The sequence below is a fragment of the Haemophilus sp. HMSC068C11 genome, assembly GCF_001815355.1.
GTDB lineage: Bacteria > Pseudomonadota > Gammaproteobacteria > Enterobacterales > Pasteurellaceae > Haemophilus_D.
The window spans coordinates 38,994-50,461 of record NZ_KV820351.1; the positions used below are offsets into that span (position 1 = coordinate 38,994).

The following is an 11,468-nucleotide window of genomic DNA, read 5'->3' on the forward strand; positions in this document are numbered from 1 at the left end:
TATGACTATGTCTGAACAAGAAAAACAACCAGATAACCAAACCACACAACCCGTTAAAAAGAAAAAGACCTGCCGTAAAATTTTATGTGTCGGAAGTGCGGTCATTTTTATTCCTGTTTTAGGCGTAGTCACAGCACTTTCTTTTGATAGTGGACAACGTGCACTTATTCAACTTGCGGATAAAATGCTCGATAGCTTATCTATTGAGCAAGTCAGCGGTGGCTTACAAGATGGTTTAGTCTTAGAAAATTTACGTTTTCAAACCACCGGTGTCGATGTAGCCCTTCCTAAAACGCGCTTACAGCTGAATTTAGCGCGTTTACTTTCGGGTGATATTATTGTTGATGATCTCAGCTTAACGCAGCCGAAAATTGCCATTGATACCAGTGTCATGCCACCTTCTGAAGAGAAACAAACGGAAAGTGGTCCAATGGAAAAAATCCATTTACCGGTTTCTGTGCTAGTGAAAAATGTGGCGATTACTGACTTTGATATGAAACTCGATCAAAGCAATATTACGTTTTCGTCTTTTCAAAGTGCGATCAGTTTAAACAATGAATCTGGCCTTACCCTTGAGCCCACCACGCTTTCAGACGTGCTTTTCTCAACGGTCTCCCAAACTCAACCGAATCCCCCTCAGCCCGAGCAAAAAGAACCCGCTAAACCCGTTGATTGGGCGCAAATTGAGCAAACACTCACACCGGCTTTTTTAGGTAATTTAAATGCGGTGAACTTGCCTTTTGATATGCACATTCCAAGTTTTTTGGGTACAAACTGGCAATATCAATCGCTCAATGAAAAAGGCGAAGAAATCCAAAAAATCACTGTGCCTAAAGTGGAATTGCAAGCAGATGCCACCGATCATTTAGTGAAATTACAAAAACTCGACATTGACAGCTCTCTTGGTACACTTTCTAGCCAAGGGCAACTCCAGCTCAATGACGATTTTCCAGTTGATCTCACATTAAAATCTGATCTCCAGGCATTTAAATCAAAAGACAAAACCATTCTTCCTGCCAGCAAAGTTGATCTCAATGTATCGGGCTCCTTGAAAAAAACGACCGCATTTTCGTTAACCACACAGGGGGTGCTTGATGCCACCTTAACAGGTGATGTGAAACTGGCTGAAGATAAAATGCCATTAAATCTGCAATTAAAAGCGAAAAAAGGTCAATATGCTTTTACAGACAGCCTAGCGCCGCTCAAAATTAACGATGTCGATATCAAACTCACGGGCGATTTATTGAATTATCACGCAGAAGTTGTTGGTGGCGTTGAGGGTATGGATCATATCCCTCATACTCACGTTGATTTAAATGCAGACGGTAAACTCTACGAAGTCACCATCAACGAATTAAAACTTGCTGCCCTAGATGGTACGGCACGTTTAACGGGTTCATCAAACTGGAAAGATGGCGCGCAATGGGATGTGACCGCTGATTTAAACAAAATGAACATTCGCCCTTATGTGCCAGCCATGCCAGCCGTATTATCAGGCAAAGTGAGCTCACAAGGTTCCGCTGATTCCAATCATTGGAAAGTGGATGTGCCTACCGTGGATTTAACCGGTAGTCTTTCCTCTCGCACATTAAGCTTAAAAGGTAGTGTCTTTTTAAGTAATGAAACCTTATTAAACATTCCTGATCTATTGCTGAACTATGGCGATAACCGCATTGCAGCAAAAGGTACATTAGGTGATAAATCAAACCTAGATTTAGATATCAACGCACCAAGCTTACGTGGTCTGTGGCAAGATTTAGCGGGCTCAGTCGTTGGTAAAGCACAGATTTTAGGGAAGCTTACTGCGCCAAGCATTAATACCGATTTAACGGCACAAGGCTTGCACTTCCAAGGATTAGACTTATCCAAAGCCTTAATTAAAGGTAATGTTGTGAGTGAACCGCAAGTGAAAGGTGAACTTACCGTCAAAGCGGAAAACTTCCGCTATGGCGATAGCATCAAATTGCATAATATTGATTTGAATGCATCGGGTGATGAAAAACATCATACGCTCACCTTAAAATCAAAAGGTGAACCCGTTGCAGCTGATTTGCAAATCGCGGGGAATTTTGACCGCACTTCTCAGCAATGGAAAGGTAATTTAAGCCAAGTAAGCCTTAACTCACCTATCGGCGATTTTAAAGTGAATCAAACTATTCCGGTGACTTATGACAATAAAAAAATCCAAGCCACCATTGGTTCACACTGCTGGGTTAACCAAGATTTAGATTTGTGTTTTCCACAACAATTTACGGCAGGGAAAAACGGCGAAGTCCCTTTTGAGCTTAAACGCATTAATTTAGATTTAGTGAATAGATTGATGGGTCAAAACACGCTCAAAGGCCAATTACAAAGCCGAGGAAAAGTGGCATGGTTCAGTGATAAACCGTTACAACTAAATGTAGCAGTAGAAGGTAATAACATTGGTGTGGCACAAAAATTAGACTACCGCACCTTTAAGCTAGATATTCCTAAATTAAGCGTGAATGCCGATATTCAAAATAACAATTTAACCCTGAAATCAGACATTAACATTCAGAATCAAGGCCGAATCGGCACAGACTTAAAAATTAATGATTTAAGTAAAGGCCGACAATTAGGCGGTACCTTCACCATTGAAGGTTTACGCTTATCCTTAGCGAATCAACTTTTCTCTAGCGGGGAAAGCATGGATGGCGAAGTGGTTTCTCGCTTAAGTTTCGGTGGCAATTTAGAAAAACCATTATTAAACGGTAATTTCGATATTCGCAATGTAAAAACAAAACTGAAAAGTCTGCCTTTTGACGTAACTGATGGTCAAGTGGCAATCCGCTTTAATGGTACCTCTTCAACCTTAAATGGTCATGTTCAAACACCAGATAGTAAGCTGAATATTAACGGGCAAGCTAACTGGGCTAACATAGATAACTGGACGGCAGAAGTCAGAGCGCAAGCGGATAACTTCAAAGTCGATATTCCGTCTATGGCGAAATTAAAAGTCAGCCCGAATGTGGTTGTCAAAGCGTCACCAAAACGCTTAGATTTAAGCGGAAACGTGGATATTCCATGGGCAAGAATTGCTATTGAAAGCTTACCGGACAATGCAGAACCGGTGAGTGAAGACGAAGTGATTTTAAATGGCCCGAGAAAAAGTAAAGAAGAACTCATTAATCGCCAATTTGCAGCCGAAACTAAATCGGGCATGCAAATTCAATCTGATTTAAAAATTAAAATCGGTGATGATGTACATTTAAATGCTTATGGTCTAAAAACGAATTTGGATGGTTTACTTTCTGTGAAACAGGATAAAGGTAAGCTAGGATTATTCGGTCAAATTAACCTGAAAAATGGTCGTTATGCTTCTTTTGGACAGGATTTATTAATTCGTAAAGGGCAAATCAGCTTCGCCGGTTTACCTTCACAACCGATGTTAAATATTGAGGCGATTCGTAACCCAGAAGCCATGGAAGACAGTAAAGTGACCGCAGGGGTAAAAGTGATTGGTATGGCATCTAGCCCACAAGTCACTATTTTCTCTGATCCAGCCAAATCTCAAGACCAGGCACTTTCTTATTTATTAACCGGTCGCTCATTAGAAAACAGCGGTGAAGCAGGTTCTAGTGGTTCTGTGGGCGCCGCATTACTTGGCTTAGGTTTAGCGAAAAGTGGTAAAGTCGTCGGCGGTATTGGCGAAGCCTTTGGTATTCAAGACTTAAACTTAGGCACTGCCGGTGTTGGGGATAGCTCCAAAGTACAAGTTAGTGGTAATATTGGTAAACGCTTACAAGTGAAATACGGTGTGGGATTATTTGATGGCTTAGCCGAAGTGACCTTGCGTTACCGCTTAATGCCACAACTTTATTTCCAATCGGTTTCCAGCACAAACCAAGTTTTTGATTTATTGTATCAATTTGAATTTTAGGAAAGGACATGCATAACGACAAGCAACTGGCTCAACTCGCAGAACCTCATCACCGAGGTGAGGCCCGGGAGATTGCCGCCATTGATTTAGGCTCAAACAGCTTCCACATGATTGTGGCACGCATTATCAATGGCTCGATTCAGGTGCTTTCTCGTTTAAAACAAAAAGTGAGACTTGCCGATGGCTTAGACGAGCACAATGTATTAAGCCAAGAAGCCATTGAGCGCGGTGTAAATTGCCTTGCACTTTTTGCTGAACGCTTACAAGGCTTTGCGCCAGAAGATGTGAATGTCGTCGGCACTTATACCTTACGAAGAGCGGTCAATAATGACGAATTTTTACGTCAGGCTGCCACTGTCTTTCCCTATCCTATTAATATCATCAGCGGTCAAACTGAAGCTAAAACTATTTATGCGGGTGTTTGCCACACTCAACCCGAAAGCGGACGTAAACTGGTCATCGATATTGGTGGTGGCTCGACAGAAATGATCATTGGTGATGATTTCACCCCCTTAGTGGCGGAAAGTCGTCATATGGGCTGCGTCAGCTTTGCCAAAAAATTCTTCCCGAATGGACAAATTTCAAAAGAAAACTTCGAGCAAGCTCGCCAAAGTGCGGTCAATAAAATTGAAGATTTAAGCTGGGAATATCGCAAACTCGGCTGGCAATCAGTGTTAGGTTCATCAGGCACCATTAAAACCGTCTATCAAGTGATTACTGCAACTCTTGACCCGAACGGCATCATCACGGCTGAACGCTTACAAAATTTAATTGACCGAACCTTACAAGCTTCCCATTTTGAAGAACTCAATATCGCGGGATTAAATCCTGATCGCGTGGATGTCTTCGTGCCAGGCTTAGCCATTTTAAGTGCCGTTTTTGACGTATTTGGTTTAGAAAATATGCGCTACTCTGACGGTGCCTTGCGTGAAGGGGTAATTTATAGCTTAGAAAAAAACTTCCAAGTTTCAGATATCCGTACACGTACCGCATTAGGACTTGCCGAACAATTTAACTTAGATTTAGCGCAAGCCGATCGCGTGGCAAATAGTGCGAAAACCTTAATTGATCAATACACCCATTGGCAAAAACCGTATCTTGCTGATGAAATGAAAAACCTGCTGATTTGGGCGGCACGTTTATTGGAAGTGGGCATCGTAATCAATCATCGAAATGTGCAAAAACATTCGGCTTATATTCTGCAAAATATGGAATTGCCGGGTTTTGATCGCGAGCAACAACGCTTGTTGGTGAATTTAGTTCGTTATCACACGGGTGCATTTAAAAAGAATGATTTACCGATTTTTGCTCGTTATGCGGATGAAGATGTCCTTGTTTTACTGCTTCTTTTACGCATTTCGGTGATTTTAAATAAATCTCGCCAAGCAACAGATAGCACGGATAAAATTAATCTCAGAATTGACCGCTCTTTGCAGACTTGGGAACTGACCTTTGAAAAACATTATTTGGATAATAATCCATTAGTGTGGAATGAATTGCGCTTAGAAAGCAATTTACTCAAAGATTTAGAACTCAGTTTGATTTTTAACTGATAGAATAAGGGCTTTCATGCCCTTATTTTTTATCTTGCTCCAACAGCAAACTATAAATATTGGCGAGATAATAGCTCTGTTCGGCTTCTGGAATATCTTGCGGAATAAAAGAAAGCAAATCGCGGTGAATTTCCAAAACATCAGGGAAAATGACCGCACTTTGCATTTCATCATAAAAGGATTGATGAAGCGGGGAAACGCAACCGCCTCGTTTTAAGCGGGCAAGGCTGTTGGCAATATGCAATAAGAGTGTGATGACAGTCGGAATAGACACATCAATGCGCCAATGATGCTCTAGGCGACTTTGCAAAGTCAGAATAATATCAATAACTTCCTGATCAATCTGACCGCGAATTTTCCAACGGGTTAATTGTTTGAGTAACGACATAACATTCCTTTTTGAGATAGGATAACTTTACCGCTATTTCATAAAATTACCAGTGCACAGATCACAAAATTGAAACAAAGTGAAAAAATTTACGAACTAGGAAAGCAATAAATGATAGATAACAGACTTTTTGAAAAATATGATGGCTTGATTTTTGATATGGATGGCACCTTAATCGACACCATGCCAGTGCATGCACGCGCATGGAACCTAGTAGGGGAACAATTCGGTTATCGTTTTAATAGCCAAATTATGTATGATTTAGGTGGCGCAACCGTGAGCACTATTGCCTCAGCCATTATGCAAGATGCCGGTATGCCACAAGAACGTTTAAATGAAGTCATACAAGCGAAACGCAAACTTTCCTATGAATTGATTCCAACCGAATCAAAATTACTCCCGACCTTTGACGTGGTGCGTCATTACTATCAACAAAAGCCAATTGCGCTCGGTTCAGGTTCGAACCGCCGAATCATTGATATGTTGATGCAAAAATTAGATATCAAACATTACTTTAGCGCCATTGTCAGCGCTGATGATGTGAAAGAACATAAACCGCATCCAGAAACCTTTTTACGCTGTGCAGAACTGGCAAAAGCTGAACCGTCACGTTGTATCGTCTTTGAAGATGCCGATCTCGGCGTAAAAGCAGGATTAAGTGCGGGGATGGATGTGTTTGATGTCAGAACGAGAGAGATTATTAAAGCCTAATGTGGGACATTTTCTCTTTCAGCTTTTTGGCTGATTTTTGGCAAACCCATGGTTTGTGGTTGATGTTTTTCAGCGCTTTCTTAAGCGCCACCATTTTGCCAGGTAATTCAGAAATTGTGTTTGTCTCCCTTGCTGTGCCAAAAGTATTGGTCGGTTCATTATTAAGTGCGGATATTTTTTGGCTTGTTTTTCTGGCAACCGCAGGCAATACACTTGGCAGCCTCACCACTTATTGGATTGGTCGATGGTTTCCGAAAATTGACAGCAAAAATGACCGCACTTTATGGGTGATAAACAAAATACAACGCTATGGTGCCATCACTTTATTATTAAGCTGGTTGCCTATTGTCGGGGATGTGTTTTGTGCAGTAGCCGGTTGGCTTCGATTGAATTGGCTAAGTTGTTTGATTTTTATGACGATTGGAAAAGGACTGCGTTATATTGCCCTGCTCTTTTTCAGTTTACCTTTCGTGTCATAGCCGAGAATAGCCTTTGTGCATAACCTGGTTGTGGGCTAGAATAAAGACGAATTAATATTCAACAGATAAAAAAACGCCCCTTATCAAGTAAGGGGCAAATAACCTAAGGAACCAATTTTATTAAAACAACTGCAAGTTGCTTGTTCTATAAGACCGACGCTAAAAAGAAAAGTTCAAAGAAATTGTAAAAAAATGTAAAAAAATTTACAAAAACTTGCAATTAATTTACAAATCACTGATTTTCAAGGAAATAAATATGCCATTACTCGACAGTTTTAAAGTGGATCACACCCGTATGAACGCACCTGCCGTGCGTGTAGCCAAAACGATGCGTACTCCAAAGGGCGATGACATCACCGTTTTTGATCTTCGTTTTTGCATTCCAAACAAAGAAATTCTCCCACCAAAAGGGATTCACACCCTTGAGCATTTATTTGCAGGCTTCATGCGTGACCATTTAAACAATGACAGCGTAGAAATCATCGATATTTCCCCAATGGGCTGTCGCACAGGTTTTTACATGTCATTAATCGGCACACCAAACGAGCAACAAGTGGCTGATGCATGGTTAGCTTCCATGAAAGATATTTTAACCGTGCAAGATCAAAACAAAATTCCTGAATTAAACGAATACCAATGTGGGACTTACACCGAACATTCTTTAGAAGAAGCACATGATATTGCTAAAAATGTAATTGCTCGCGGTGTGGGGATTAATAAAAATGACGATTTAGCACTTGATGAATCTTTCTTAAAATAAGGACACAACATGACAACCCTAGGTACAGCATTAACCCCGAATGCTATCAAAGTGATGATGCTTGGCTCTGGTGAACTGGGCAAAGAGGTGGTGATTGAATTACAACGTTTAGGCGTGGAAGTGATTGCCGTCGATCGTTATGAAAACGCCCCAGCACAACAAGTGGCCCATCGTGCTTATACGATTTCCATGCTAGATGGGGCAGCCCTCAAAGCCTTAGTGAAAAAAGAGTGCCCAGATTACATCGTGCCGGAAGTGGAAGCCATCGCGACTGATACGCTGATTGAATTAGAAAAAGCAGGTTTTAATGTTGTGCCTACCGCCAAAGCCACCAAGCTGACGATGAATCGCGAAGGCATTCGCCGTTTGGCTGCCGAAGAGCTTGGCTTACCAACCTCACCTTATCAATTTGTCGATAACTTTGCGGACTTCCAAAGTGCGGTTGAAAAAATCGGTATTCCTTGCGTGGTAAAACCAATTATGTCTTCTTCTGGCCACGGTCAAAGTATTTTAAAATCCAAAGACGACTTACAAAAAGCCTGGGATTACGCTCAACAAGGTGGTCGCGCAGGCGCAGGACGCGTGATTGTAGAAGGGTTTGTTAAATTCGATTATGAAATCACCTTACTCACCGTTCGCCACATTAATGGCACCAGCTTCTTAGCGCCAATCGGCCATCGTCAAGAAGATGGCGACTATCGTGAATCGTGGCAACCACAAGCTATGTCTGATGCAGCCTTGAAAAAAGCACAAGAGGTCGCAGAAAAAATCACCACTTCATTAGGTGGTCGCGGTATTTTCGGCGTGGAAATGTTTGTGTGTGGTGATGAGGTTATCTTCAATGAAGTTTCCCCTCGACCACATGATACTGGTATGGTCACGCTAATTTCTCAAGAATTATCTGAATTTGCCTTACACGCCCGTGCAATTTTAGGCTTACCTATCCCAGAAATCACCTTAATTAGCCCATCCGCTTCCAAAGCCATTGTGGTAGAAGGTCAATCGAAAAACGTGCAATTTGGCAATATCACCGAAGTATTGGCTGAACCGCACACCAATATTCGCATTTTCGGCAAAGTCGAAGTCAATGGCCATCGCCGTTTAGGTGTCTTACTTGCTCGTGATGTTTCCGTAGAAAAAGCATTAGAAAAAGTAGAGCGCGCTTACGCGAAGTTGGATGTGAAATTATAAAGTTTGCTCAACTTAAATATCGTTGAAAATAAAAAGTGCAGTCAATTTTTAAGAGGTTTTAAAACCCTTTGGAAATTGACCGCACTTTATATCTAGATATTTTAAATTATATACCTTTTAGGTAGCTAAAAATTTAAAAGCCAATAAAAACCTAACGTCAGAAAACTTAATCTTTTGGATATATTACTGAAATACCTATCCATTAAAATTCAATGATCTATTTTTTCCCTACCTAAGATTCCTAATATAACAATAAAAAGTATATATAAATAAAATTTTTTTATAAAAGAGAAGAAATCCTGTACTCCTCCATATTCTATATATTCAAATAAATAAAAAATTGATGTAGCTAAAAAAGAAACTATAGCTACTTTTATTAGTGTAATAATAAATTTCATTATTCTCCTTTAGAAGGCTTATCTCTATTTATGCTTTCTTTATTATAATCAACAGCATTATTAACTGATGAAGATATAAATTTAGTCATTGTATCACTCAAACCAAATTTTTTACCTAACCCCTCAATGCTCATTGATATGCTATTAGATTTACCAGAATCATAAAAAGCATCGTTAGCACCTTTACCATCTTTAGCAATCCCTTTCAATGTATCAAGTCCTAAAGATTGCAATGGGTTTGCCGTATAAAAAGCGGAATCATAAGCTGCATTTACACCAACATTATATACAGAGCCCAAAACATCTGCTGGATTAGATAAACTTTTCGAGCCATCCATATAATAAAACGATTCACCTGCGACCCCTGCACCAGTACTGACACCAAGTGCTGTCTTATATGGTTTAGGCATTGAAGCTATAGCTTTCCCAGTATCAACAACCAACTCAGCTGGTCGATAAGAATAATAAATCCCTTGACTCACTAATTCCCGAGTTCCTTCAATACCTTCTCGTGCCGCTATTTTAGCTGTATTAACTCCTTTCGCAATAGCATCCGCATACGCAAGCTGTCCGTTGATATAGGCATTTGCTGCTTTTGTTAAAGTGGTATTGTAGGCTTTAATTCCCTTATCAACTAAATTAACATATCTTATCTGACCATCAATGTAAGCTTTTGTTGCCGCATCTTTGCCAAGACGTAACACTTGCCCCCCTTTATTAGCTAGAGTAATAGCCTCACCTCCAACTGTTGCGGCGGCTTTCTCCATGAGGGCAACACTTCTTACAACAGCAGTTCCACTACCTAAAGCAAACATAGAGCCTGCCTCCAACCCATCCTTAACTGAATAAGCTATTTTCCCATTCGCTGAATTTTTATAATTCTCAGAAGCATCAAGTTCGTTCTTGACAGTATAATACATATCTTCATCACGAGAATGTTTTTCAGAACGCCATCCTAGCCAGTTCTTACTCTCTTCTGGCAAAGTATTCACTGCTTGCGATCTTTGCGCATCCGTACCAGCAAAAGGGAAATGACCATAATCTCGTTTTGGTACAGGATCGTTTATTAAATATTCTGATTCAAAACGATTTTGAGCATTAACCAGTGATGTTGGTGATGCCAATTTATAACCAGATGCGGTATTCCCCGTAACAGTTTCTATATAATAACGATCTACATAGCTTAAAAATGCCTCTCTTTCCTTGCTATTTAAGGAATTTGGATCTTTTCTAAATTTATCCAAGAGAATGTCACTACGCTGATCTGATTCAATTAAATCTCTAAACTCCAATTTTTCTTTGTTTGTTAATTTTTCTCCACGATGATATTTTGTTTTTAAGGCATTTAATCTCGCTCTTGATGCATCACTCAAGAAATTATTCTCCACGGCATTCTTAGCTGTAGTTAGTCCTACACCAATTCCTTGGCTACTATTTGCTGCCGCTCCACCCACTAAAGCACCGGCGGCTTGACTAACAGAAGATACGACCTCTTTCTCCCCTCGATTAAGTTGGTTCGGCTTTTTACCATAAAGCTCTTTTGCAATTACATCAGCCATCACCTCACCCGCTAAAGCACCACCAGCTCCCGCTGCTGCATTTTGATTTGCGGAGTAAGCTTCCACCGCGCCCCAAACTGCATGGGCAACCTTATTAGCCATAGGGCTACCCTCAGTGGCTAGCTTAATTTGATGATTTATTTCTGGCGAAATTGCGGAGGTAGCAATACCCGCTGCTGGCAAACCACCCAATGCTGCAGAAATAGCATTCATGGCACCATCAATTTTTCGCTTATATTCTCCTCCAGTTTGCCACTTGTCCGCTTCATTATTAGCCGTTATCAGATTTTGGTTAGCCGTATTTAGTGCGGCTTCATTTTCTTTGCTTGGGTTAGCTTTATACGCACGGTCAGCCGCTTCTTGAGCAGCTTGTGCTTCACGTTGTTTGGCTACAGCTTCTTCACCTAATTTATTTGCAATTGCATTCCCAGCAGCACTCGCAGTTTGAACAAATCCTTTTGTTGCATCCACCTGTATATTAAGTTCTTTTTGTAAAGCATTCTTATCAAAACGATTTTCTAATTTACC

Annotated in this window: 8 protein-coding genes; 6 read left to right on the forward strand and 2 right to left on the reverse strand. The window is 40.6% G+C overall.

Annotated elements, in window-relative coordinates:
* Nucleotide 1 precedes the first annotated feature (1 nt).
* Both HMPREF3020_RS00195 and ppx read left to right on the forward strand, forming a co-directional pair.
* Nucleotides 2–3,901 carry an autotransporter assembly complex protein TamB gene (locus tag HMPREF3020_RS00195; protein WP_373897078.1) on the forward strand — a complete coding sequence of 1,300 codons (3,900 nt, stop codon included), beginning with the start codon at nucleotides 2–4 and terminating at the stop codon, nucleotides 3,899–3,901.
* An 8-nt stretch (nucleotides 3,902–3,909) separates the two neighbouring features.
* Nucleotides 3,910–5,454, forward strand: a complete 1,545-nt coding sequence (gene ppx, locus HMPREF3020_RS00200; protein WP_070775132.1) for an exopolyphosphatase — start codon at nucleotides 3,910–3,912, stop codon at nucleotides 5,452–5,454.
* A gap of 22 nt (nucleotides 5,455–5,476) precedes the next feature.
* Here ppx and HMPREF3020_RS00205 read toward each other — a convergent pair whose 3' ends face one another.
* Nucleotides 5,477–5,842: a hypothetical protein gene (locus tag HMPREF3020_RS00205; RefSeq protein WP_070775133.1), complete on the reverse strand. Its 366-nt coding sequence runs from the start codon at nucleotides 5,840–5,842 to the stop codon at nucleotides 5,477–5,479.
* Nucleotides 5,843–5,953: 111 nt separating this feature from the next.
* On the opposite strand from HMPREF3020_RS00205, the gene HMPREF3020_RS00210 reads away from it, so the two are divergent.
* The 4 genes from HMPREF3020_RS00210 (at nucleotide 5,954) to purT (ending at nucleotide 8,983) form a co-directional block, all read left to right on the forward strand.
* Complete coding sequence (locus tag HMPREF3020_RS00210) at nucleotides 5,954–6,553, forward strand: beta-phosphoglucomutase family hydrolase (protein ID WP_070775134.1); 600 nt, start codon at nucleotides 5,954–5,956, stop codon at nucleotides 6,551–6,553.
* Complete coding sequence (locus HMPREF3020_RS00215; RefSeq protein WP_070775135.1) at nucleotides 6,553–7,032, forward strand: YqaA family protein; 480 nt, start codon at nucleotides 6,553–6,555, stop codon at nucleotides 7,030–7,032. The genes HMPREF3020_RS00210 and HMPREF3020_RS00215 overlap by 1 nt, the downstream gene beginning before the upstream one ends.
* Nucleotides 7,033–7,288: 256 nt before the next feature.
* On the forward strand, nucleotides 7,289–7,792 hold the full coding sequence (gene luxS, locus HMPREF3020_RS00220) for an S-ribosylhomocysteine lyase (RefSeq protein WP_070775136.1): 504 nt from the start codon (nucleotides 7,289–7,291) through the stop codon (nucleotides 7,790–7,792).
* 9 nt (nucleotides 7,793–7,801) lie between these two features.
* Nucleotides 7,802–8,983, forward strand: a complete 1,182-nt coding sequence (gene purT, locus HMPREF3020_RS00225; RefSeq protein WP_070775137.1) for a formate-dependent phosphoribosylglycinamide formyltransferase — start codon at nucleotides 7,802–7,804, stop codon at nucleotides 8,981–8,983.
* A gap of 397 nt (nucleotides 8,984–9,380) precedes the next feature.
* On the opposite strand, the gene HMPREF3020_RS09450 is transcribed toward purT, so the two are convergent.
* A partial coding sequence (locus HMPREF3020_RS09450) for a VENN motif pre-toxin domain-containing protein (RefSeq protein WP_180363107.1) occupies nucleotides 9,381–11,468 on the reverse strand: 2,088 nt, incomplete at its 5' end.

Coding starts and splice junctions, on each gene's coding strand:
- HMPREF3020_RS00195 (WP_373897078.1), top strand. CDS start 2: ATGACTATGTCTGAACAAGAAAAACAACCAGATAACCAAACCACACAA.
- HMPREF3020_RS00210 (WP_070775134.1), top strand. CDS start 5,954: ATGATAGATAACAGACTTTTTGAAAAATATGATGGCTTGATTTTTGAT.
- purT (WP_070775137.1), top strand. CDS start 7,802: ATGACAACCCTAGGTACAGCATTAACCCCGAATGCTATCAAAGTGATG.
- luxS (WP_070775136.1), top strand. CDS start 7,289: ATGCCATTACTCGACAGTTTTAAAGTGGATCACACCCGTATGAACGCA.
- HMPREF3020_RS00215 (WP_070775135.1), top strand. CDS start 6,553: ATGTGGGACATTTTCTCTTTCAGCTTTTTGGCTGATTTTTGGCAAACC.
- ppx (WP_070775132.1), top strand. CDS start 3,910: ATGCATAACGACAAGCAACTGGCTCAACTCGCAGAACCTCATCACCGA.
- HMPREF3020_RS00205 (WP_070775133.1), bottom strand. CDS start 5,842: ATGTCGTTACTCAAACAATTAACCCGTTGGAAAATTCGCGGTCAGATT.